The sequence below is a fragment of the Yersinia sp. 2553 StPb PI genome, assembly GCF_052217105.1.
GTDB lineage: Bacteria > Pseudomonadota > Gammaproteobacteria > Enterobacterales > Enterobacteriaceae > Yersinia > Yersinia enterocolitica_E.
Map to the genome: position 1 here is coordinate 3,316,292 of NZ_JAZGPX010000002.1, position 23,877 is coordinate 3,340,168.

Here is a 23,877-nt window from a genome sequence, read left to right on the forward strand (position 1 = left end):
TACAGTTTATTACGCGTTATCGCCAAACCAACAGATATTACGTGCAGCCATAATCAGCTCGCCGGCTTGCTCATCGCTAAGCCCTTCAATATCTGCCAGATCGTCGATACCCTGCTCGGCAAGATCTTCCAGCGTACACACACCGCGCGCAGCCAATTTGAATGCCATGCTACGTTCCAGACCCGCCAGGTTCAGCAGATCATCAGCGGGTTTTTGGTCGCCAAGACTTTCTTCTTGTGCCAGGGCCAGCGTGGTCAATGCAGCTTTGGCGCGATCACGCAGCGCTTCAACCGTATCTTCGTCAAGACCGTCGATTTCCAGAAGTTCTTTCATTGGCACGTAAGCCAATTCTTCCAGAGAAGAGAAACCTTCCTCTACCAATATGGTGGCAAAGTCCTCATCGATATCAAGATATTTGGTGAAGGTATCAATAGCGGCATGAGCTTCGGCCTGATGCTTCGCCTGAAGATCGTCCGCCGTCATTACGTTCAGTTCCCAGCCACTCAGTTGTGCTGCTAAACGTACGTTCTGGCCGTTACGGCCAATTGCCTGTGCCAAGTTGCTGGCTTCAACGGCAACATCCATCGTGTGTCTGTCTTCATCAACCACAATAGACGCAACATCAGCTGGCGCCATGGCATTAATAACAAACTGGGCTGGATTATCATCCCACAATACAATATCAATGCGCTCGCCGCCAAGCTCGCTGGAAACAGCCTGAACTCGGGCACCACGCATACCGACACAAGCACCGACTGGATCGATACGTTTGTCGTTGGTTTTGACCGCAATTTTAGCACGCGAGCCAGGATCACGGGCGGCAGCTTTAATTTCGATCAATTCTTCGCCAATTTCTGGCACTTCAATACGGAACAGTTCGATCAGCATTTCAGGACGTGAACGGCTGACAAACAACTGAGCACCGCGAGCTTCTGGACGCACGTCATACAGAACACCACGGATACGGTCGCCTGGACGGAAGTTTTCACGCGGTAGCATGTCTTCACGGCCAATAACGGCTTCAGCATTGTTACCCAGATCCAGTGCAATACTGTCACGGTTAACTTTTTTCACCACACCGGTAACAATTTCGCCCAGATACTGACGGAACTGATCAACCACCATAGCACGTTCGGCTTCACGTACTTTCTGTACGATGACCTGTTTAGCTGTTTGGGTTGTGATACGGTCAAAAGTAACAGATTCAATCTGGTCTTCGACATAATCACCCAACTGGAGGGTTGGATCTTCATATTGAGCCGCATCCAACGTGATTTCACGCGTTGGCATGGTAACTTCGTCAACTGCGACCCAACGGCGGAAAGTGTCGAAATCACCGGTTTTACGGTCGATGCTGACGCGAACTTCAATTTCTTGTTCGTATTTTTTCTTGGTCGCTGTCGCTAGAGCGGTTTCCAACGCCTCAAAAATCTTCTCGCGCGGAAGGGATTTCTCATTGGAAACTGCTTCTACAACAGCCAGAATCTCTTTGTTCATCCTAGTTGCCTCATCCAAACTTTAAAAGTGGGGTACCAGGTTCGCTTTCTGGATGTTGCTCAGCGCGAACACTTCATCTTTTCCATCCACAGTAACCGTGATCATTTCACCATCAACGGCTTTAATAATGCCCTGCCATTTACGGCGGTTCTGCATTGCCATACGCAAAACCAAAGTGACTTCTTCACCGAGGTAACGAGTATAGTGTTCAGCGGTGAACATAGGGCGATCAAGGCCCGGAGAGGAAACTTCTAAGTTGTAAGCGACCGTAATTGGATCTTCTACGTCCAATACAGCGCTGACCTGGTGGCTGACATCAGCACAAGCATCAACAGTGATTCCGTCGTCACTATCAATATAGATTCGTAGCGTCGATTGGCGCCCCCGGATGAACTCGATGCCGACTAATTCATAGCCTAAGGCCTCAACCGGTGCTGAAATTATCTCTGTTAACTTTTGTTCTAATGTGGACAAGCCCACCCCCAAGACATAAAAAAAGGGCCTAATAGCCCAGTGATTCTGCTGTCAAATAACAAAAAACCCCGAAATTCGGGGCTTTATGCAACTGGACCCTGTTTGCCGCAAAGCGGCTTCGGTACAACTTTCTGACAAGTATTTTTTTCAAATTGAAATCGAAAGTATCTGAGGTCTACCGAATACAACATTTGAAAAAAAACACTTTAGGAAAGTGGTTGCGGGGGCCGGATTTGAACCGACGACCTTCGGGTTATGAGCCCGACGAGCTACCAGGCTGCTCCACCCCGCGTCCGAAAACGTGGCAAATATTACGTTGATAACGACAAAAAAGCAAGTTATCTGACTGATTTGGTACCGAGGACGGGACTTGAACCCGTAAGCCCAATCGGGCACTACCACCTCAAGGTAGCGTGTCTACCAATTCCACCACCCCGGCACTGATTCAACTGGTTGTTTTTACTATTTAAGTCGTCACAACCATTTTAAAACTTTTTTCTATCGTTACTACTTATTGCTGGCAAAACATTACTGCGGGATATCGCTACTTGGCTTAGTTGGTGCTACTGGAGCTGTAGTCTGCTCAGTTTTTGCAGGCGTACCCAAGTTTTCCCACTCGCTGCCTGTATGGCCCTGGTTGGTGCTCATATTGCCCAGAATCAAGCTAATGACGAAGAACAGCGTCGCCAATAAAGCCGTCATGCGAGTCATAAAGTTACCGGAACCATTCGAACCGAACAGAGTTGCAGACGCACCTGCTCCGAATGAGGCTCCCATATCCGCGCCTTTACCTTGCTGCAACATGATCAGAGCAACTAGCCCAATCGAAATCAGCAAGAAAAATACCAGAAGAGCTTCGTACATAGTTGTACCTGTATCCTTGCGGATTCACCGCATGCCAAATGCTTTTCACCCATCAGCGGGGACTTATTCACCCACTTAAGCGGGTGTGAATACTAACCAAAGCGCATAGTACACGCAAGGGCAATTTCACAACACGAGTTCATTTGCAGAAAAAAGCGTCAAGTTATTCAACTTCAGCGCAATTTATGGGGGAAAGAGTCACACCCTCCCCCATAAAAACACCATTAACCTGCCGCTTTCACCGCATCTGCGATCCGGTTTGCCATTTCAGCAATCAATGATTCTTCAGCATCACCTTCAACCATCACGCGGATTAATGGTTCGGTACCTGATTTACGCAACAGAACGCGGCCACGATCACCCAATTCTTTTTCAACCTGGCGAGTCACTTCTTCAACTGCCTCAGATTTAAGAGGATTGTGTTCACCAGAGAAACGTACGTTCACCAGGATTTGTGGCAATAGCTTCATGCCACTGCATAAATCATGCAGGCTCATGTGATTACGTACCATAGCAGTAAGCACTTGCAAACCAGCAACAATGCCGTCACCGGTGGTAGTTTTATCCAGTAAAATTACATGACCTGAGTTTTCAGCACCAATGCGCCAGCCTTTCTCTTGCATGGCTTCCAGTACGTAGCGGTCACCCACTTTGGCACGAACAAACGGAATACCCAGTTCTTTTAGAGCCAGCTGTAAACCCATGTTACTCATTAGCGTACCAACCGCACCGCCTTTCAGTTGACCCTGACGCAAGCCTTCGCGCGCGATGATATACAAAATCTGGTCGCCATCAACCTTGTTGCCCAGATGGTCAACCATCATCAAGCGGTCACCATCACCGTCAAATGCCAGGCCAACATGTGCATCTTCAGCCAGCACACGCGCTTGCAGCAAGCGAACATCCGTGGCACCACATTCTTCATTGATATTCATGCCATCAGGTTCACAGCCGATGGTGATAACATTTGCCCCGAGTTCACGTAATACACTTGGGGCGATGTGATAGGTGGCACCATTGGCGCAATCGACCACAATTTTTAACTCTTTCAGGCTAAGTTCGCTCGGGAATGTGCCTTTACAGAACTCAATGTAGCGCCCGGCCGCATCCACGATACGGTTAGCTTTACCCAATTCGGCAGATTCAACGCAGGTTAATGGTTTTTCCATTTCTGCTTCAATAGCCTCCTCCACATCATCAGGCAGTTTGGTGCCATCAATTGAGAAGAATTTAATGCCATTATCTTCGAAAGGGTTATGGGACGCTGAAATAACAATACCCGCTTCAGCGCGGAAAGTTCGGGTCAGATAAGCAACAGCAGGGGTCGGCATCGGGCCGGTAAATGATGCCGATAGCCCAGCGGCGGCCAAGCCGGCTTCCAGCGCCGATTCCAGCATGTAGCCGGAAATACGCGTATCTTTACCGATGATAATTTTACGAGAACCATGTCGAGCCAGAACCTTACCGGCAGCCCAGCCGAGCTTTAATACAAAATCAGGCGTAATCGGACTCTCACCCACTTTGCCGCGAATGCCATCTGTACCAAAGTATTTACGGTTACTCATAATTTTTATTTATCCCTTCGCTGAAAGTGTTGCCTCGACGATACGCATCGCCTCGACAGTTTCTTTGACATCATGCACTCGGACAATCTGTGCGCCTTGCATAGCGGCAATGACAGCACAAGCGACACTCCCGATGACCCGCTGTTGTGGCGGAACATGTAATAGCTGACCCACCATCGATTTTCGCGACATTCCCACTAACAATGGCAACCCAAAATGATGCAGTTCAGCCAGTCGCGCCAATAACTGGTAATTATGCGCCAAATTTTTGCCGAAACCGAAGCCTGGGTCGAGTAACAATTTACTTTTTGCGATACCGGCCGCAACACAGCGAGCAATATGGTATTCAAAGAACTGGTTTACATCAGCCAGTAAATCATCGTAATGCGGTGACTGCTGCATACTTTGCGGTTGCCCCTGCATATGCATCAGGCACACCGGCAGACCGGTTTTTGCCGCAGCGTCGAGCGCACCTGGCTCTTGTAATGAGCGGATATCATTAATCAGATGGGCACCAGCTTGAGCAGATTCAGTGATAACCGCCGCTTTAGAGGTATCTACAGATAACCAAGTATCAAAGCGCTTGGCTAATGCCTCGACAACTGGCACTACCCGATCAAGCTCCTCCTGCTCACTCACTTGTGCAGCACCAGGGCGGGTGGACTCGCCACCAATATCAATCAGCGTAGCACCTGCTGATAACATCAATTGGGCATGCTGTAATGCTTTATCAATATTATTGTGATGTCCACCATCCGAAAACGAATCCGGGGTGACATTCAAGATACCCATAACGTGTGGGAGAGAGAGATCCAGAACCCGATCTCTGGCAGTTAAATGCATGTCATCGCACCTTAAAAGTGGCAGTTCACGTCAATTTTATATCTTAGAAAAAGAAAAACCCCAGGCAAGCCCGAGGTTTATATTAATCACAACGCTTTATACTCGGTATACTTCAAGCTGCATGTGCGTTAGCTGCTCTCTCTCACCCGAATCATTGACTGGCGTCAACTCATCGGGATTCATTCACTTGCCGCCTTCCTGCAACTCGAATTATTTAGAGTATAGATGCCAACAGTTGACTTACTTATCGCCCAACTGTTCTGACATGGTATTTGAATTGCCTGGCGTTGGTATATTTGGCTCATCAACCGGCGTTGGTGCCTTTGGTGTGCTGTCATTGTCAGATGATTTATTCTTGGTCGCATCATCCCAGCCCGCTGGCGGGCGAACTTCTTTGCGATTCATCAAATCATCAATCTGCGGTGCATCAATCGTTTCATACTTCATCAAAGCATCTTTCATGGTATGCAGAACATCCATATTTTCCATCAGCAATGTACGTGCACGCTGATAGTTACGCTCGACAAGTAACTTAACTTCCTGATCGATAATACGCGCAGTTTCATCAGACATATGCTTGGCTTTTGCCACAGAACGGCCAAGGAATACCTCGCCTTCTTCTTCAGCATACAGCAACGGCCCCAGTTTTTCGGAGAAGCCCCACTGCGTCACCATGTTACGCGCGATAGACGTGGCAACTTTGATATCATTCGATGCACCGGTAGAGACTTTTTCCGGCCCGTAAATGATCTCTTCAGCAAGACGACCACCGTATAAGGTAGAGATCTGGCTTTCCAGTTTCTGACGGCTAGCGCTGATAGCATCACCTTCCGGCAGGAAGAATGTTACACCCAACGCACGACCACGGGGAATAATGGTCACTTTATGTACTGGGTCATGTTCAGGTACCAGACGACCGATGATCGCATGGCCTGCTTCATGATAAGCCGTTGATTCTTTTTGTGCTTCTGTCATTACCATGGAGCGACGTTCCGCACCCATCATAATTTTATCTTTCGCTTTCTCAAACTCAGCCATCGAAACAACACGCTTGTTACCACGAGCAGCAAACAACGCGGCTTCGTTGACCAGGTTAGCCAGGTCAGCACCAGAGAAGCCTGGTGTACCACGTGCAATAACTGAAGCATCGATATCGGTATCTAATGGCACGCGGCGCATATGAACTTTAAGAATCTGTTCACGACCACGGACATCAGGTAAACCAACCACAACCTGACGGTCAAAACGACCTGGACGCAGTAACGCCGGGTCAAGAACGTCTGGACGGTTAGTTGCTGCGATGACGATGATGCCTTCATTGCCTTCAAAGCCATCCATTTCAACCAGCATTTGGTTCAGTGTCTGTTCACGTTCGTCATGACCACCACCCAAACCAGCGCCACGTTGACGGCCTACCGCATCGATTTCATCGATAAAGATGATACAAGGTGCGGCTTTTTTAGCCTGCTCAAACATGTCACGGACACGGGATGCACCCACACCAACGAACATTTCTACGAAGTCAGAACCAGAAATAGTGAAGAATGGCACTTTAGCTTCACCTGCAATGGCTTTCGCCAGCAAGGTTTTACCTGTCCCTGGAGGACCAACCATCAATACGCCTTTCGGAATCTTACCGCCCAGTTTCTGGAAGCGGCTTGGCTCACGCAGATAGTCAACCAATTCACTGACTTCTTCTTTTGCTTCGTCGCAACCGGCCACATCAGCAAAAGAGGTTTTTATTTGATCTTCTGTCAGCATGCGGGCTTTGCTCTTGCCAAAGGACATCGCCCCTTTGCCGCCGCCACCTTGCATTTGACGCATAAAGAAGATCCAGACCCCAATCAACAACAACATTGGGAACCAGGAAATAAAGATAGAGGCCAGCAAGCTCGGCTCTTCCGGTGGCTCACCAACAACTTTCACATTTTTAGTCAATAAGGTATCTAACAGCTTTGGATCGTTGACCGGAATGAAAGTCGTATATTTGCTGTTATCTTTCTTACTGACGTTAATTTCACGCCCATTAATACGCGCTTCACGAACCTGTTCTTGGGTTACGTCGGACATGAAAGTAGAGTAATCCACTTTACGGCCATTCGATTCGCTGGGTCCAAAGCTCTGGAATACAGACATCAGTACGACTGCAATAACTAACCAGAGAATTAGGTTTTTCGCCATGTCACTCAAGGGATTAACCTCATATTACAACTGTGTTAACAAACAGCGTTAGGGTACTACAGTTTCCGCCCTGTCGCTACAATGTACACTTCACGCGATCGCGCACGAGAAGCGTCTGGCTTACGAATCTTAACTTTCGTAAACAGGGAGCGAATTTCCCGTAGGTATTCATCAAAGCCATCTCCCTGAAACACCTTCACCAGGAAACTTCCGCCTGGCGCAAGTACATCACGACACATATCTAAAGCTAATTCAACCAGATACATTGATTTAGGTATATCGACTGCCGGAGTACCACTCATATTCGGGGCCATATCACACATGACCACCTGAACTTTTTTATCCCCAACACGCTCAAGTAAAGCTTTCAGGACTAGTTCATCACGAAAATCGCCCTGAAGGAAATCGACACCAACGATAGGATCCATTGGTAGAAGATCACATGCGATGACCCGCCCTTTACCGCCTATTTGGGTTACTGCATATTGGGACCAACCGCCGGGTGCAGCGCCTAAATCGACTACTGTCATACCGGGTTTAAAAAGTTTATCGTTCTGTTGTATTTCATCAAGTTTAAACCAGGCGCGAGAGCGTAGCCCCTTTTTCTGTGCCTGAATTACATATTTATCGCTAAAGTGTTCTTGTAACCAGCGACTAGAGCTAGCCGAACGCTTTTTATTAGACATCTCTTTTTCCAACTATCTTAATTAAGAGCCCGCGCATCTGTTGCTTAGCTCGCGTAAACTCCCCATCGACGTAGACCGATTTGGTGATACACATGAGATGGCGGTAGAATGAACCGTTTTCAATCCCAACTTAAGCAAAAAAGACGATGAATCTGAATAACAAACAAAAACAGCACCTGAAAAGCCTGGCCCATCCATTAAAGCCAGTAGTCATGCTGGGCAATAACGGGTTAACCGAAGGGGTGCTGGCTGAAATCGAACAAACGCTGGAACATCATGAACTTATTAAGGTGAAGATCACTGCTGAAGAGCGTGAAACCAAAGCCCTAATTGCTGATGCCATCGTGCGTGAGACCGGTGCCGTTAACGTCCAAATCATCGGTAATATTTTAGTGCTCTATCGCCCAGCGAAAGAGCGGAAAATTATTTTACCGCGTTAATGACGCTTGTTTTAGAGAAAAGGTGCCATGCACTTTGTTCTGATAAAAGGCCGCAAGCGGCCTTTTACTTTTCTTTACAACTTCATTTTTGAGAAATAACGCGTAATAGCTGCTCAGATGGACAAGTATTACACATAATCCACGCTAAGAATTTCATATTCTACTTCGCCGCCTGGAGTTCGAATAACAACGACGTCATCAACTTCCTTACCAATCAGGCCACGAGCGATAGGTGAGTTAACCGAAATAAGATTTTGTTTAAAATCCGCTTCATCATCACCCACAATCCGGTATTGCTGCTCTTCTTCGCTATCCACATTGAATACACGAACCGTGGCACCAAAAATAACGCGGCCATTATTAGGCATTCTGGTGATATCAATCACCTGCGCATTAGAGAGTTTTGCTTCTATTTCTTGAATCCGGCCTTCACAGAACCCTTGTTGCTCGCGGGCTGCATGATATTCCGCATTTTCTTTCAAGTCACCGTGTTCGCGGGCAGTGGCGATATCAGCAATAATTTTAGGGCGACGAACGCCTTTTAAAAAATCCAGCTCTTCACGCAGTTTCTCTGCGCCATTTACCGTCATCGGAATCTGTTTCATCTTTTAAATACCTCTAAATCTATCCTGTTCAAAAAACCGTCATCCTAACGTTTTCGAATGAAAATGCGGCTAGTTTGATAGCCTACCCGCCTCCAGGCGATAAACAAAAAAAATCACCCCGGAGCCAAAACCCCAAGTCAGGATCAATTCTGCATTTTGATATGCATTTTAACGTAGAGTTCCTTTAGGGTCATCGTTTACTTTCGCCCTCGTTGCACCGTAGTATGGCAACACGTTATTCAGCAGTTATACCGAAATTATGCATTTTTCACGAATTGTCAGTGGATTGGCCTGTGCTATTGCGATCAATATCAGCATATCTAACGCCAATGCGGCTCAGGTCGAAAATTACACACAGTATCTGCCTGATGGGGCAAATCTTGCGTTAGTAGTACAAAAAATCGGGGCTACGACTCCAGCAATAGACTATCACGCTCAGCAGATGGCCTTACCCGCCAGTACGCAAAAAGTCCTGACCGCATTGGCCGCTTTGCTACAGCTTGGACCTGATTTTCGCTTCAATACCACACTAGAAAGTCACGGCCCGATCACCGACGGTGTGTTGCGCGGCAATTTAATTGCACGTTTTGACGGTGACCCCACTTTAACACGCCAGCAGTTGCGTAATATGGTGGCTACGCTAAGAAAAGCCGGTGTAAAACAAGTTGCAGGTGATTTGATCATTGATACGTCGGTTTTTGCCAGCCACGACAAAGCACCCGGTTGGCCGTGGAACGATATGACACAATGTTTTAGTGCCCCACCTGCGGCGGCCATTGTCGATCGTAACTGTTTTTCAGTCTCACTATACAGCGCGCCTAATCCGGGCGACATGGCATTTATCCGAGTTGCATCCTATTATCCGGTGCAGATGTTCAGTGAAGTACGTACTTTAGCTAAAGGTTCACCAGATGCGCAGTATTGCGAGTTAGATGTCGTTCCAGGCGAATTAAACCGATTCACGCTTACCGGATGCCTGACACAACGCAGTGAACCGCTGCCTCTGGCCTTTGCAGTACAAAATGGTGCCAGCTATGCCGGTGCCATCTTGAAAGATGAACTAAAAAAAGCGGATATTCAGATTGACGGCAGCCTACGCCGGCAGACGACCCCCAATGCCGCTGGCACCGTGCTAGCCCAAGCACAGTCAGCACCGTTACATGACTTACTGAAAATCATGTTGAAAAAGTCTGACAACATGATTGCCGATACCGTGTTCAGGACCATTGGTCATCAGCGATTTGGTGTACCGGGCACATGGCGCGCTGGTGCCGATGCGGTACGTCAGGTTCTGCGCCAGAAGGCCGGTGTGGATCTGGGGAACAGTATTGTCGTGGATGGGTCGGGTTTGTCACGTCATAATCTCATTTCGCCGGCAACCATGATGCAAGCTTTGCAATATATAGCTCAACATGATCAAGAACTTAATTTTATCTCAATGCTGCCATTATCGGGCTATGACGGTACATTACGTTATCGTGGTGGCCTGCATGAAGCGGGTGTTGATGGCAAAGTTTCGGCCAAAACCGGGGCACTACAAGGCGTATACAATCTGGCCGGATTTATTACTACCGCCAGTGGGCAACGCATGGCATTTGTCCAATTCTTGTCGGGTTACGCCGTACCACCTGAAGATCAAAAAAATCGTCGGGCACCTTTGGTTCGCTTCGAAAGCCGCCTGTATAAAGACATCTATCAGAATAATTAAAAATTATGAAACTACTGATTGTTGAAGATGATGAACTGCTGCAACGCGGGATAGCTATGGCCCTGACCAATCAGGGCTATGCCTGTGACTGTGCCGGTACCGCAGCCGAAGCGCACAGTTTATTACACACCAGTCAGTACAGCATGGTAATCCTCGATCTCGGCCTGCCGGATCAAGATGGTGCCGTGTTGTTGCGTCAATGGCGGCGCCAGCATGTCACCTTACCGGTACTTATCCTCACCGCCCGTGATGCACTGGAAGATCGGGTTGACGGGCTGGATGCCGGTGCTGACGATTACCTTATCAAACCTTTCGCGTTAGCCGAGTTACTGGCACGCGTTCGCGCATTGATTCGTCGTTATCAGGGGCAAAGTGACAATTTGGTGCAACAAGATGACCTGAGCCTTAACTTATCAACACAGCAAGTCTGTTTGCAGGATCAGCCGCTGGAAATCACACCCAAAGAGTTTGCGATCCTCTCGCGCTTAATTATGCGGGCCGGCCAAACCGTTAACCGTGAGTTATTACAGCAGGATCTGTATACTTGGAATGATGATCTCGGCTCCAACACGCTAGAAGTGCATATCCATAATCTTCGCCGCAAATTAGGCAAAGATCGTATTCGTACCGTAAGGGGTATTGGCTATCGTCTGGAGGCACAATCATGATCAGTATGCGACGCCGTCTGATTTTAATGCTGGCGTTAATATTATTGGTTACCCAGTTGATCAGTGCCTTTTGGTTATGGCATGAAAGTCAGGAACAAATCAGCTTCCTGGTTGATGAAACCCTTAGCGCACAAGCGCGTAATGAGCGGGTTGATACGGAAATAGCGGAAGCCATTGCATCACTGCTTGCGCCGTCGCTCATCATGATGGCCATCACCCTTTTGCTCTCTTTCTGGGCGATCAGTTGGATTATTAGTCCACTTGATCAATTGCAAAAAAAGCTGGCTGAACGTTCAGCCGATAATCTCACCCCAGTGATTGTTAAGAGCGATATGCAAGAAATCGTCTCTGTAACATCGACACTTAACCAGTTGTTATTCCGGCTCTCTAATACTATTGCGCAAGAACGCCTGTTCACTGCCGATGCCGCACATGAGTTACGCACACCTCTGGCCGGGATTCGTCTGCACCTTGAGTTGATGGAACAACAAGGGATCACTGAAAGTAAATCATTGATTAGTCGCATCGACTTATTGATGCATACTATTGAACAGTTACTGACACTATCCAGAGCAGGCCAAAATTTTGCTAGTGGCCTATATCAATCTCTTGATTGGACTGAAAATGTGGTGCAGCCACTGCAAGATGAATTACAGGAAATGTGTGATCTTCGGCAACAAACTATCCAGTGGGAATTCCCGCCTTATGCCAAGACAGAAGGTGACGCCACGCTGCTGCGCCTGATGTTGCGAAATCTAGTTGAAAATGCCCATCGTTATAGCCCGGTTGGTAGCCAGATTTCAGTCAAACTCGTTACTGAAAACTTGGGTGCCATTCTGCAAGTGATGGATGAAGGGCCGGGAATAAAACCAGAACAGGCAGGTGAACTGACTCAAGCGTTTCGTCGTATGGATCAACGCTATGGCGGCAGTGGGTTAGGGCTAAATATCGTGATCCGTATTGTTCAACTGCACCAAGGCAGGTTAACGCTGGAGAACCGCCCAGACCGTTCAGGACTGCAGGCGCAATGCTGGATACCTGCCGTCACCCATGGCACGGCGTTACCTCCATTTAGCTAGTGTCGCCCATTAGGTGTTCAAATAAAAGGGCCGCCACAGGTGAAGTGGCAGCCCTCATTTATACTCATAACAACGTTATGACTCACAACAACCGGAAATTTAACGTTCGTAGATAAACTCTACGCCGTCATCATCTTCCTCATCCCAATCGTCGTCATCTTCTTCTACCGCTGCCGCTTCCACTTCAGCCAGTTGTTCACGGTGATAATCATCCCACATGAATTCAACTTTTTCTGGTGCACTTTCTGCAATGGCCATAGCTTTAGGTTGGGTGTTGAGGAATTTCATGACATCCCAGCACAGCGCGTTTACATTGTCGCGATTTGCTGCGGAAATCATGTAGTACTTATCTTCCCATCCCAGCGCTTCTACAATGGCTTTAGCGCGAACCTCAGCTTCTTCTGTACCTATCAGGTCAATCTTATTGAAAACAAGCCAGCGTGACTTCTCTGCAAGATTTTCGCTGTATTGCTGTAACTCATTAACGATGACTTTGGCATTCTCAATCGGATCTGATTCATCGATCGGAGCCAGATCAACCAAGTGCAACAGTACACGACAACGTTCCAGATGCTTCAGGAAGCGAATACCCAGACCAGCACCGTCTGATGCGCCTTCGATCAAACCGGGAATATCGGCAACCACAAAGCTCTGCTCATGATCCATTCGTACAACACCCAGACTTGGGATCAATGTCGTAAATGGATAATCGGCTACTTTTGGTTTAGCCGCAGAGACCGCACGAATAAAGGTGGATTTACCCGCGTTTGGCAAACCTAACATCCCCACATCAGCCAGCAGCAACAACTCAAGCATCAATTCACGTGTTTCGCCTTCAGTACCCATGGTTTTCTGGCGTGGCGCACGGTTTACCGATGATTTGAATCGAGTGTTCCCTAACCCATGGAACCCCCCTTTCGCGACCATCAGAACCTGACCATGGCGGGTCATATCACCCACAATCTCACCCGTTCCCTGATCCAGTACGCGGGTACCAACCGGGACTTTAATGGTGATATCTTTACCACGTTTGCCGGTACAGTCACGGCTCTGGCCATTCTGCCCACGTTCAGCACGGAAAGACTTCACAAAACGGTAATCAATCAGCGTGTTAAGGTTTTCATCGGCCAGCAGGTAAATATCGCCGCCATCACCACCATCACCACCATCAGGGCCACCATTAGGGATATATTTTTCGCGGCGGAAGCTGACACAACCGTTACCACCGTCACCGGCTACAACCAAAATCGTAGCTTCATCAACAAACTTCATTTACTTTCTCCGTAAATCATTCACCGGGCCGCTGCTTTTGCGGAGCAACCAGGTTTATTTCTGTCCGACGTGGCCACCAACGATGTCCAATTGCGGAAAACATTGCGCCGGCCACTACCACGAATGCGCCTGCGTATCCCACAAGATTGAGGGACGGTGCGGCAAACATTTCTGGCCAGGCCAGCGCCAATAGAATTGAAAAAAACAAGGTAAACAACGGTGTCAATGTGACAAGTGCGCTTACCTGAGCTGCCTGCCAGCGCGCCATGGCCTCAGCCAAAGCACCGTAACCCACTAGGGTATTAACCCCACAAAATAGTAAACAGGCAAACTGCCACCCATTTAGCTGAAAAATAACGGCTGGTTTCGCCATTGGGAATAATGCAATTGCACATAAAGTGTACAACAATAATAGAATTTGTTGCGATGCCATACGCCTTAATAGCACCTTCTGGGCGACACCATAGCTGACCCAAACAACCGCTGCACAGACTCCCAATGCCACGCCAAGCGTATAATCAGTCAAACGGGTAAAGATTTCATGCAGACTGGTATTAAAAAATAACAACAAGCCACAAATCAGCATACCCGCACCAATAACCTGGGTAATGCGCATCCGCTCTTTTAAAATCAGCACACTGGCAACCATCATACCGACTGGTGATAATTGCCCGATAACCTGGGATGCCGTCGGACTTAGATATTGTAATGATGAACTGAAGAAGATGAAATTCCCCAGTAGGCCACACGTCGCAACTATCAGTAATACCAGCCAGCGACGTTGGCGAAAAAGTTTAAGCGAGGGTAGCTGACGACGCGAAGCCAGAATAATCCCCAAGCCGATAGCCGCCATCGTGAAGCGATACCAAACAATGGTAAAAGGCTCCATCACCTCAAGCACTTGCTTCATTGCGATCGGCAAGGCACCCCAGAATACGGCAGTGGTTAGTGCCAAAAAAATACCTAAACCAGCCTGCTGCTTCGTATCCATTTTTTACCGAAGGGGTTAACCCTGAAATGTAAAAAGCCCCGCAACGAAATTGCAGGGCTTACATCTATTTACAGGACGCGAAAAACTTATACAGCTTCGATGCTGATAAATTTACGGTTTTTCGGGCCTTTAACTTCGAACTTGACTTTACCGTCAGCCAAAGCAAACAGAGTATGGTCTTTACCGCAACCTACGTTGGTGCCTGCATGGAACTTAGTTCCACGTTGACGAACGATGATGCTGCCTGCCAGAACTGCTTCGCCGCCAAAACGTTTTACGCCAAGACGTTTACTTTCGGAGTCACGACCGTTACGAGTCGAGCCACCAGCCTTTTTATGTGCCATTTATCCGCTCTCCTAAATCTTAAGCGCTGATACCGGTGATTTTAACATCAGTGAACCACTGACGATGACCTTGCTGCTTACGGTAATGCTTACGACGACGGAATTTAACAATCTTAATCTTCTCGCCACGACCGTGAGCAATTACTTCAGCCTTGATCTTGCCACCATCGACTAAAGGAGCGCCGATATTGATTTCTTCACCGTTAGCAATCATCAGAACTTGGTCAAACTCAACAGTTTCACCAGTTGCGATGTCCAGCTTTTCCAGGCGAATGGTTTGACCTTCGCTTACTCGGTGTTGTTTACCACCACTTTGGAAAACCGCGTACATATAAAACTCCGCTTTCCGTGCACTCCACTTTTGTAGTCCAGAGCGCACTATAAATATTCACAATAGGGCGCGAATTCTACGCAAAAATGTAGTGAATGACAAGTATATAATCAGCCCAAGCGAAGAAAAAAAGCACAGTTTCTTACATCATGTTTATTTGATGGATTTTTCAAGTACAATCATAGTCTCAGGGAACGTCATGTAATAATGTGGGCGGTAATCTCATCGCAGTTAAAGAGAAAAACAGCTGAATATAACAATGAACCTAGAAAAGATTATCGAGTTAACCGCGCCGGATATGGCGGCAGTAAACACAACAATTCTCGACCAGTTGAACTCTGATGTTGTTCTCATCAATCAATTGGGCCATTACATTATCAGTGGTGGCGGGAAACGAATTCGCCCTATGATCGCCGTTTTGGTGGCCCGTGCGTTGCACTACCAGGGCAGTAAGCATATCACCGTCGCGGCATTGATTGAATTTATCCACACAGCAACCTTGCTGCATGATGATGTGGTCGATGAATCTGATATGCGCCGTGGTAAAGCGACGGCTAATGCGGCATTTGGTAATGCCGCCAGTGTATTGGTGGGCGACTATATCTATACGCGCTCATTCCAGATGATGACCGGCCTCGAATCACTGCGCGTTCTTACTTTGATGTCAGAAGCCACAAACGTTATTGCTGAAGGTGAAGTCTTACAGTTAATGAACTGTAATAACCCAGACATCACTGAAGAAAACTATATGCAGGTTATTTACAGCAAAACGGCTCGCTTGTTTGAGGCAGCTTCACAATCTGCGGCCGTGCTGGCGGATGCCACTGAAACGCAGGAGTTGGCGTTACAGAATTATGGCCGTTATCTGGGTACTGCATTCCAGCTAATTGATGACCTGCTCGATTACAGCTCTGATGGCACCACTTTGGGTAAGAATACCGGTGACGACCTCAATGAAGGTAAACCTACATTGCCCCTACTGCATGCCATGCGTAATGGCACCGTGGAACAAGCAGCCATGATTCGACAAGCAATTGAACAAGGCAATGGCCGCCATTTACTCGAACCCGTATTGGCTGCAATGCAGCAGTGTGGCTCACTTGACTATACCCGTCGGCGTGCAGAGGAAGAGGCCGACAAAGCCATTGCTGCGTTACAGATTCTCCCTGAAAGTGAATACCGCCTGGCTCTTGAGGGTTTAGCGCACATTGCCGTACAACGCGCCTTTTGAGAAAGCATTAAGAAACCCGCGCTTTACCGCCCGGGTTTATCTTTTCTGCTATTAATCCAAACGTTTCATCAGTGTTCCTACCCCTTCCCGCAGCAAAAATGCAATAGCTCGCGAGCGCTCAGCATCAGTGAGTTGATTGTAAGCTTCAATCCATATAGCCAATGGGTCATTGCGCTGCACAACATATTCCGGGGGGTTCTTTCAAGCGTAAAACACACAGTACATCAGATGGTAGCCCCTCGATAGCGTATTCTACCGCCTTTCCCTGCACCCCAAGTTTACGTCTGCGTTCCCAACCTTCCTTTCTGGCTCGACCATTAACCCCTGCTGGCGTGTTAGGCAACCCGCCAATACCAATAAGCTCAGCAGCGGTAATCCATTGTTTTTTCATATCCATTCTCTATCAATGAGCTGCTGTAGCAATTTCCTGGCACAAAGTGCACATCTGGCGGGCTTAATCGATTCTCAATTGCTCGATCAGGCTTTTAGCTCCTTCACGAAAAATAAAGGTAATAATCTGCTCCCGTTCAGCCTCCGTAAAACGATAGTAAGCCTCTATCCATAGGGCTAATGGGTCTTGCCGTGCTGGCGTATACTGTGCCGGCTCTTCTCTTAAATGTAATGAATTCAGTATGGTGGAAGGTAAACTTTCAACATGATACTCCACCGCCTTCCCTTGAACGCCACGACGACGGCGCTGTTCCCATCCCTCACGTTTCGCCATGAGGTTAATGCCTTGTGGTGATGAGGGTAATCCCTCAAGACCTGCCAGTTCCTTAGCGGCAAACCACTCTTTTTTCATGGTGTTGCTTCCTAATATGCGTTGTGACACAAAAAAGGAATATTTAGAAAACATTTAAAATCTTTTAGAAAATAAATGGTATGATCTTTCTAAATGGTCACTTTCTGTTCACAGTACGATTAACAATGTACTGTTATTTATATCACTAACACGTCAGCTGCTTAGAAAAAAAAGGATTAAAGATGATTTTAAGGAAATCTGATTGGCACCCAGCAGACATCATTGCCGCACTACGTAAAAAAGGCACAACTTTAGCCGCCCTCTCTCGTGAGGCAGGGTTAAGTTCCTCGACTCTTGCCAATGCGTTAACTCGTCCTTGGCCAAAGGGGGAATGGTTGATTGCCGAATGTTTAGAGATTCATCCTTCCGAAATTTGGCCAACACGCTATTTTGATCCGAAAACAGGGGTTCTTCTTGACCGAAAAGTGAGGATACGGCCGGCTATTCTTCGGGCATAAAAAAACCGCCGATGCATAGCTTCGGCGGTTGATAATATTATCCCAGGGGCAGCTTCAAGCCCCTGCTACTACTTGTTATTGACGAACTGCTCGCCCAACTCAATATCTTTGTGCAATACATCAAGCATGCTTTCTAGCGCTTGCTGTTCAAACGCACTCAATTTGCCAATGTCTTTACGTTCAGCAACACCCTCTTTACCTAACAGGATTGGCTGAGCAAAGAAACGGGCATATTTACCGTCGCCTTCAACGTAAGAACATTCAACAACATTGCTTTCGCCTTGTAGAGCACGAACCAGAGAAAGACCAAAACGTGCCGCAGCCTGCCCCATAGATAGAGTCGCTGACCCGCCACCGGCTTTTGCTTCAACAACTTCAGTACCCGCATTCTGGATACGTTTAGTCAGGTCAGCCACTTCTTGCTCGGTAAAGCTAATGCCTGGAATTTGTGACAACAATGGCAAAATGGTAACACCAGAGTGGCCACCGATAACCGGCACTTCGATATCTTGAGGTTGCTTACCTTTCAGTTCAGCAACAAAGGTATTAGAGCGAATGGTATCCAGTGTCGTAATGCCAAATAATTTATTCTTGTCGTAAACACCGGCTTTTTTCAGTACTTCTGCGGCGATCGCTACTGTCGTGTTAACTGGGTTGGTAATGATACCGATTAATGCTTTCGGGCAAGTACGCGCGATTTGCTCAACCAGATTACGGACGATGCCAGCATTAACATTGAACAGATCTGAACGATCCATGCCCGGTTTACGTGCAACACCCGCAGAAATCAGAACAATATCGGCCCCTTTAAGGGCTGGGGTAGCATCTTCGCCGCTGAAGCCTTTAATATTAACAGCGGTCGGGATATGGCTCAGGTCAACCGCAACACCGGGAGTCACTGGCGCGATATCATATAATGAGAGGTCTGAACCTGAAGGAAGCTGGGTCTTGAGTAGAAGAGCGAGGGCCTGGCCGATACCACCAGCGGCACCGAGAACTGCAACTTTCATCCTATACTCCTTTTTATATTTAATTTAAATTTGCCGTGAATTCATCTATTTAGGCACCTTAATTTATTGTGATTTTAAACACAATCTATTAACAGTCAGATTGAGATATCACGCATCAAAAAGGCGCATAAGACGTATGCATTTTAGAGTAAATCGCTTATTCATTAATGATATAGCGCACATTATTCTAAAATTTACTGAAGTATTCATGACAGGTTAATCGGCGGTTACATTACACCCTTCCGTTACATCAGAACAACATCATTTTAATAACATTTTAGTTACTCGCGCCGAATGTTGATAAAAACTGATTTAGCATAATCGTAACAGTAAGATGATGTGAAAATTTCACCACACCTTGATATCAGTGCTTTTATCGCCAATACTCCATAGTCATGTTGAATAAAAATTCATTTATATGCATAATAATCCTATTCACTATTGACTGATCAAGGCATAGAAAATGCGTAATCCCGCAAAACAAGAAGATCTTATCAAAGCGTTTAAAGCGTTATTGAAAGAAGAGAAATTCAGTTCTCAAGGTGAGATCGTTTTGGCCTTGCAGGAAGAAGGCTTCGAAAATATCAACCAATCCAAAGTTTCACGTATGCTAACCAAATTCGGTGCGGTTAGAACGCGTAATGCCAAAATGGAGATGGTTTACTGCTTACCCGCAGAATTGGGGGTGCCAACAACCAGTAGCCCACTAAAAAATCTGGTCTTGGATGTCGATTATAATGATTCAGTCGTTGTGATTAATACCAGCCCTGGTGCGGCACAGCTGATCGCCCGCCTGCTGGATTCATTAGGTAAGGCTGAAGGGATCTTAGGCAGTATTGCTGGTGACGATACCATTTTCACAACGCCTGCCAGAGGTTTTACGGTTAAACAACTGCATGAAGCCATTCTTGGGCTATTCGAACAAGAGCTTTAATTCCACATCTTTATGTCTGATGTATATAGATGCGGCCTTCTGCGCCGCACTGTATCCCTGTCACCGTTATCCGATTAATCATACCTTCATAGCCTTTAACCAGGGCATATAACTACTGATTTCGGTCTAAACCACAAAATAATTCTGCTTATCTCTCCCTTACAGTCAAACCTACCACTGACTAACGCACTTTTAGTCAAAAACGCTTACTCAATTGAAAACATTAAGTTTTTACTTGAACGTGCTGTTTTTTAATCACTTTTTATTCCTTTTAGTTCTTAAAAAGTAGTCACTAGCGATAAAGTGACCTTAAATATTATTAGCTTGCTATTAATATTCTCAGTTACTAGATGTATACTCATTTTCGTGACGTAAATCACACTTCATGCGAAGTGATAAAGAATAAATAGAGGCAATAACATGAATATTAAAACTACCATCGCAACCGCCAGCATTCTCTCTGCACTGTCATTTGGTGTTTTTGCAGCGGATTCTATCAATGAGAATCAGGCTGAAAAATTACAACCAATGGGCACCATTACCGTCAGTGGCCTTAACGGCGCACCATCCGATATTCGTCAGGCGCTGTCTGATAAAGCTGATGCTATGGGCGCTAAAGCTTACAAAGTGATCGAAGTGCGAGAAGAAAATAACTGGCATGCCACTGCCAAGATTTACCAGTAATTCGCGATAGATAGATCAAAAATGGCGTGAAACCCAAATCGAAAAAAATTAAATAAACAGTAAAAACAATAAACTAAAAGTACCAGAATCATTAAAAGTACTTTTGGATTGTTGAATCTGATTAAGGAAAAATCATGAAAATCAAAACTACTCTGGCAGCCCTGAGTTTACTTTCTGTTGTTGCTTTCGGCGCATCTGCTGCGGAATCAATCAATGCCGCCCAAGCAAGCAAAATGACTGATTTAGGCGCAGTCAGTGTGAGCGCGATTACCGGTGCTCCTTCTGATATTGAGCAGGCCATCGCGAAAAAAGCTGATAGTGAAGGCGCTACGGCATACAAAATCATTGGTATGCATCAAGACAATGGTTGGCACGCCACAGCTAAGATTTACAAATAAGATTAAGCGCCAGCAGTGAAAGTAAATGCCCCGCTCAGAGGGGCATACTTTCGTATCTTGATGATTTATTCAATAGACTGAAAATAAAGATAAATACTAATTTTTAGCTTATTGAATAGAGTATTGATTGCAACAAAGTATTGGCTGAAGTCAGCTCACATCCGAATAATCCCTCGTCTATCCGACGAACCCTTTACCCCCGCTATCGCGGGGGCTTTTTTTATCCGACTTAATCCTGCGATAGAGCTTATTGCTCCGCTTTTTTATCCAAAGCGCTCAGCAATTTGTTATGAATCCCACCAAAACCACCGTTACTCATCACTAGAATGTGATCGCCCAGTTGTGCTGTTTTCACGATCATATCGACTAACGCATCAATATCAGCACTCCAATGTGCAGGCTGAATACAAGCTTCGGCCACTTCCACTACCTGCCAAGGGATATGCTGCGGCTGGAACAGGAACACTTCATCCGCACGGCCTAATGAAGGTGCTAACTCATTTTTACATAGCCCTAATTTCATGGTGTTAGAGCGTGGCTCCAAAACGGCCAGAATACGTGCAGTCCCACCCACTTTACTGCGCAGTGCCGCCAGAGTGGCAAGAATAGCGGTTGGATGGTGAGCAAAATCATCATAAACCGTGACACCATGAGCTTCACCCCGCAATTCCAGCCGGCGACGAGCATTAATAAAATCACCCAGTGCCTTGCAAGCATCGGCGGGTAAAACCCCGACATGACGGGCGGCAGCAATCGCCATCAAACCGTTATGCATATTGTGTTCACCCACCAGTGACCAACTGACCTCGCCCACTAATTTATTATCAAGAAACACTTCATAAACACTGGCATCGGTCGATACTTTGCGCGCCGACCAACTGCCAGTTTCGCCGACCAACTCTTGCTCACTCCAGCAGCCCATCGCCATCACTTGCTTCAGGTGATTATCATTATCCGGCACGATGATTTTCCCTTTCCCTGGCACTAAACGTACCAGATGATGGAATTGCTTCTGAATAGCTTTCAGATCGTCAAAAATATCCGCATGATCGAACTCAAGGTTATTCATAACCAGCGTTCTTGGGCTGTAGTGAACAAACTTAGAGCGCTTATCAAAGAAAGCGCAATCATATTCATCAGCTTCAATGACAAAGAATGGGCTATTACCTAAACGTGCTGATACATCAAAATTACCCGGCACTCCGCCAATGACGAATCCCGGTTCATAACCACAGGCTTCCAGAATCCAGGTCACCATACCCGCAGTGGTGGTTTTTCCGTGTGTACCCGCCACCGCTAATACCCAACGCTCTGGCAATACATGGTCATGTAACCATTGTGGGCCGGAAACATAAGGGATGCCTTGCTCTAATACTGCTTCAACACAAGGGTTACCACGGCTCATGGCATTACCAATGATCACTAAATCCGGGGTGGGACTCAGTTGAGCTGGATCATATCCCTGAATTAAATCGATCCCTTGATTCTCCAGCAACGTGCTCATTGGTGGATACACGTTAGCATCCGCTCCTGTCACTTCATGACCTAATGAGCGGGCCAGCATTGCCAGGCCGCCCATAAAAGTGCCGCAGATACCTAATATGTGAATGCGCATAAATTTTCCGTATTAATAAGCTTCGAGTTTGTAACCATTCTACCGCTCAGAATCAAAGAGAAGAAATGGAATTGCCTATGAATCATTCTCACCTTTGGGCTACACTGCTGCCATCAGGTGTGTTGTTTGTTAATAAATCGATATTTAACCGTAGATCCAGGGATTGAGTCATGAAAACGTTAGGCGAATTCATCGTTGAGAAACAGCTAGACTTCTCTCACGCCACCGGCGAATTAACTGCATTACTTTCAGCAATCAAACTCGGCGCGAAGATTATTCATCGCGATATCAACAAAGCAGGTCTGGTTGATATTTTAGGTGCCAGCGGTGTTTCCAATATTCAGGGCGAAGACCAGATGAAACTGGACTTGTTTGCCAATGAAAAATTAAAAGCGGCCCTAAAAGCGCGTGGCGAAGTTGCCGGTATCGCCTCCGAAGAAGAAGATGATATTGTTATCTTTGATGGTGGCCGGGCAGAAAATGCCAAATATGTCGTTCTGATGGATCCGCTGGATGGTTCTTCAAATATCGATGTGAATGTATCCGTCGGTACTATTTTCTCCATCTATCGCCGCATTACCCCATTTGGTACTCCGATTACCGAAGCTGACTTCCTGCAACCTGGCACTAAACAAGTTGCCGCAGGTTATGTCGTCTACGGTTCTTCAACTATGCTGGTCTATACCACAGGTTACGGTGTCCATACTTTCACTTATGATCCGTCGCTGGGCGTTTTCTGTTTATCCGGCGAAAAAGTGCGTTATCCCGCAACCGGTTGCATGTATTCCATCAACGAAGGGAACTACATTAAATTCCCATTGGGTGTGAAGAAATACATCAAGTACTGCCAGGAGCAAGACGAAGCCACCAAGCGCCCGTATACCTCACGCTACATTGGTTCACTGGTTGCCGACTTCCATCGTAACTTGTTGAAAGGCGGTATTTATATTTACCCAAGCACCGCTAGCCACCCACAAGGGAAACTGCGTTTACTGTACGAATGCAACCCTATGGCCTTCTTGGCAGAACAAGCCGGTGGTAAGGCGACGGATGGGGTGAACCGCATTTTGGATATCGTGCCAGAGAAACTGCATCAGCGCGCACCTTTCTTTGTCGGTACCAAATCCATGGTGGAAGATGCGGAAGGTTTTATTGCCAAATTCCCGGATGAAGAAGCCAAGTAATTTGGGTAAATAC

At 46.8% G+C, this 23,877-nt stretch carries 25 protein-coding genes, 2 tRNA genes and 1 pseudogene; 10 read left to right on the forward strand and 18 right to left on the reverse strand.

The window, feature by feature from the left end; all coding sequences use genetic code 11:
• Nucleotides 1-9 precede the first annotated feature (9 nt).
• The 9 genes from nusA to rlmE all read right to left on the reverse strand — a co-directional run bounded on the left by nusA (nt 10) and on the right by rlmE (nt 8,110).
• A complete protein-coding gene (gene nusA, locus V2A84_RS16670) occupies nt 10-1,497 on the reverse strand; it encodes a transcription termination factor NusA (RefSeq protein ID WP_083160895.1) in 1,488 nt (495 codons plus the stop codon).
• A gap of 21 nt (nt 1,498-1,518) precedes the next feature.
• On the reverse strand, nt 1,519-1,971 hold the full coding sequence (rimP, locus tag V2A84_RS16675; protein ID WP_002222054.1) for a ribosome maturation factor RimP: 453 nt from the start codon (nt 1,969-1,971) through the stop codon (nt 1,519-1,521).
• Nucleotides 1,972-2,186: 215 nt separating this feature from the next.
• Nucleotides 2,187-2,263 (reverse strand) — tRNA-Met (locus tag V2A84_RS16680).
• Between the two features lie 60 nt (nt 2,264-2,323).
• Nucleotides 2,324-2,410, reverse strand: a tRNA-Leu gene (locus tag V2A84_RS16685).
• A gap of 89 nt (nt 2,411-2,499) precedes the next feature.
• A complete protein-coding gene (secG, locus tag V2A84_RS16690; protein WP_083160897.1) occupies nt 2,500-2,835 on the reverse strand; it encodes a preprotein translocase subunit SecG in 336 nt (111 codons plus the stop codon).
• Between the two features lie 224 nt (nt 2,836-3,059).
• Entirely contained in the window at nt 3,060-4,400 is a 1,341-nt protein-coding gene (gene glmM / locus V2A84_RS16695) for a phosphoglucosamine mutase (RefSeq protein WP_083160899.1), read from the reverse strand.
• A 9-nt stretch (nt 4,401-4,409) separates the two neighbouring features.
• Entirely contained in the window at nt 4,410-5,243 is an 834-nt protein-coding gene (folP, locus tag V2A84_RS16700) for a dihydropteroate synthase (protein ID WP_083160901.1), read from the reverse strand.
• Between the two features lie 240 nt (nt 5,244-5,483).
• On the reverse strand, nt 5,484-7,424 hold the full coding sequence (gene ftsH, locus V2A84_RS16705) for an ATP-dependent zinc metalloprotease FtsH (protein ID WP_442848980.1): 1,941 nt from the start codon (nt 7,422-7,424) through the stop codon (nt 5,484-5,486).
• Between the two features lie 56 nt (nt 7,425-7,480).
• Nucleotides 7,481-8,110: a 23S rRNA (uridine(2552)-2'-O)-methyltransferase RlmE gene (gene rlmE / locus V2A84_RS16710; RefSeq protein WP_083160905.1), complete on the reverse strand. Its 630-nt coding sequence runs from the start codon at nt 8,108-8,110 to the stop codon at nt 7,481-7,483.
• Nucleotides 8,111-8,256: 146 nt separating this feature from the next.
• Between rlmE and yhbY the strand changes: the two genes are divergently transcribed.
• On the forward strand, nt 8,257-8,550 hold the full coding sequence (yhbY, locus tag V2A84_RS16715; RefSeq protein WP_004389225.1) for a ribosome assembly RNA-binding protein YhbY: 294 nt from the start codon (nt 8,257-8,259) through the stop codon (nt 8,548-8,550).
• 128 nt (nt 8,551-8,678) lie between these two features.
• Here yhbY and greA read toward each other — a convergent pair whose 3' ends face one another.
• Nucleotides 8,679-9,155, reverse strand: coding sequence for a transcription elongation factor GreA (gene greA / locus V2A84_RS16720; protein WP_372568583.1), 477 nt, complete (start codon nt 9,153-9,155; stop codon nt 8,679-8,681).
• Nucleotides 9,156-9,414: 259 nt separating this feature from the next.
• Between greA and dacB the strand changes: the two genes are divergently transcribed.
• The 3 genes from dacB to pmrB are packed head-to-tail and all read left to right on the forward strand — an operon-like array spanning nt 9,415 to nt 12,610.
• Nucleotides 9,415-10,863 (forward strand): serine-type D-Ala-D-Ala carboxypeptidase, encoded by a 1,449-nt coding sequence (gene dacB / locus V2A84_RS16725; protein WP_083160907.1) that lies wholly within the window; start codon nt 9,415-9,417, stop codon nt 10,861-10,863.
• Nucleotides 10,864-10,868: 5 nt separating this feature from the next.
• On the forward strand, nt 10,869-11,531 hold the full coding sequence (gene pmrA / locus V2A84_RS16730) for a two-component system response regulator PmrA (protein WP_083160909.1): 663 nt from the start codon (nt 10,869-10,871) through the stop codon (nt 11,529-11,531).
• Nucleotides 11,528-12,610 carry a two-component system sensor histidine kinase PmrB gene (gene pmrB / locus V2A84_RS16735; protein WP_442848981.1) on the forward strand — a complete coding sequence of 361 codons (1,083 nt, stop codon included), beginning with the start codon at nt 11,528-11,530 and terminating at the stop codon, nt 12,608-12,610. The genes pmrA and pmrB overlap by 4 nt, the downstream gene beginning before the upstream one ends.
• A gap of 99 nt (nt 12,611-12,709) precedes the next feature.
• Here the strand turns inward: pmrB and cgtA are convergent, their stop codons facing one another.
• The 4 genes from cgtA to rplU form a co-directional block, all read right to left on the reverse strand.
• Entirely contained in the window at nt 12,710-13,882 is a 1,173-nt protein-coding gene (cgtA, locus tag V2A84_RS16740; protein WP_442848982.1) for an Obg family GTPase CgtA, read from the reverse strand.
• Between the two features lie 16 nt (nt 13,883-13,898).
• Nucleotides 13,899-14,873 (reverse strand): DMT family transporter, encoded by a 975-nt coding sequence (locus tag V2A84_RS16745; RefSeq protein WP_083160915.1) that lies wholly within the window; start codon nt 14,871-14,873, stop codon nt 13,899-13,901.
• 86 nt (nt 14,874-14,959) lie between these two features.
• A complete protein-coding gene (gene rpmA / locus V2A84_RS16750; protein ID WP_083160917.1) occupies nt 14,960-15,217 on the reverse strand; it encodes a 50S ribosomal protein L27 in 258 nt (85 codons plus the stop codon).
• A 19-nt stretch (nt 15,218-15,236) separates the two neighbouring features.
• Nucleotides 15,237-15,548 (reverse strand): 50S ribosomal protein L21, encoded by a 312-nt coding sequence (rplU, locus tag V2A84_RS16755; protein ID WP_005186422.1) that lies wholly within the window; start codon nt 15,546-15,548, stop codon nt 15,237-15,239.
• A 259-nt stretch (nt 15,549-15,807) separates the two neighbouring features.
• Between rplU and ispB the strand changes: the two genes are divergently transcribed.
• Entirely contained in the window at nt 15,808-16,779 is a 972-nt protein-coding gene (gene ispB / locus V2A84_RS16760; RefSeq protein ID WP_083160919.1) for an octaprenyl diphosphate synthase, read from the forward strand.
• A 51-nt stretch (nt 16,780-16,830) separates the two neighbouring features.
• Here the strand turns inward: ispB and V2A84_RS16765 are convergent.
• Both V2A84_RS16765 and V2A84_RS16770 read right to left on the reverse strand, forming a co-directional pair.
• Nucleotides 16,831-17,170: pseudogene (locus tag V2A84_RS16765) on the reverse strand (DNA-binding protein).
• 63 nt (nt 17,171-17,233) lie between these two features.
• On the reverse strand, nt 17,234-17,581 hold the full coding sequence (locus tag V2A84_RS16770; RefSeq protein ID WP_372568581.1) for a DNA-binding protein: 348 nt from the start codon (nt 17,579-17,581) through the stop codon (nt 17,234-17,236).
• Nucleotides 17,582-17,763: 182 nt separating this feature from the next.
• Between V2A84_RS16770 and V2A84_RS16775 the strand changes: the two genes are divergently transcribed.
• Nucleotides 17,764-18,039 carry a helix-turn-helix domain-containing protein gene (locus tag V2A84_RS16775; RefSeq protein ID WP_083160925.1) on the forward strand — a complete coding sequence of 92 codons (276 nt, stop codon included), beginning with the start codon at nt 17,764-17,766 and terminating at the stop codon, nt 18,037-18,039.
• Between the two features lie 68 nt (nt 18,040-18,107).
• Here the strand turns inward: V2A84_RS16775 and mdh are convergent, their stop codons facing one another.
• Nucleotides 18,108-19,049: a malate dehydrogenase gene (mdh, locus tag V2A84_RS16780; RefSeq protein ID WP_083160927.1), complete on the reverse strand. Its 942-nt coding sequence runs from the start codon at nt 19,047-19,049 to the stop codon at nt 18,108-18,110.
• A gap of 463 nt (nt 19,050-19,512) precedes the next feature.
• On the opposite strand from mdh, the gene argR reads away from it, so the two are divergent.
• The 3 genes from argR to V2A84_RS16795 all read left to right on the forward strand — a co-directional run bounded on the left by argR (nt 19,513) and on the right by V2A84_RS16795 (nt 21,065).
• A complete protein-coding gene (gene argR, locus V2A84_RS16785) occupies nt 19,513-19,983 on the forward strand; it encodes a transcriptional regulator ArgR (protein ID WP_004707043.1) in 471 nt (156 codons plus the stop codon).
• A 420-nt stretch (nt 19,984-20,403) separates the two neighbouring features.
• Nucleotides 20,404-20,667, forward strand: a complete 264-nt coding sequence (gene yhcN / locus V2A84_RS16790) for a peroxide/acid stress response protein YhcN (RefSeq protein ID WP_420072903.1) — start codon at nt 20,404-20,406, stop codon at nt 20,665-20,667.
• 134 nt (nt 20,668-20,801) lie between these two features.
• Nucleotides 20,802-21,065, forward strand: coding sequence for a YdgH/BhsA/McbA-like domain containing protein (locus V2A84_RS16795; RefSeq protein ID WP_083160931.1), 264 nt, complete (start codon nt 20,802-20,804; stop codon nt 21,063-21,065).
• A gap of 247 nt (nt 21,066-21,312) precedes the next feature.
• On the opposite strand, the gene mpl is transcribed toward V2A84_RS16795, so the two are convergent.
• Complete coding sequence (mpl, locus tag V2A84_RS16800) at nt 21,313-22,680, reverse strand: UDP-N-acetylmuramate:L-alanyl-gamma-D-glutamyl-meso-diaminopimelate ligase (protein ID WP_083160933.1); 1,368 nt, start codon at nt 22,678-22,680, stop codon at nt 21,313-21,315.
• A 170-nt stretch (nt 22,681-22,850) separates the two neighbouring features.
• Here mpl and fbp point away from each other — a divergent pair, with 170 nt between their 5' ends.
• Nucleotides 22,851-23,864, forward strand: coding sequence for a class 1 fructose-bisphosphatase (gene fbp / locus V2A84_RS16805; protein ID WP_083160935.1), 1,014 nt, complete (start codon nt 22,851-22,853; stop codon nt 23,862-23,864).
• The last annotated feature ends 13 nt before the right edge of the window (nt 23,865-23,877 follow it).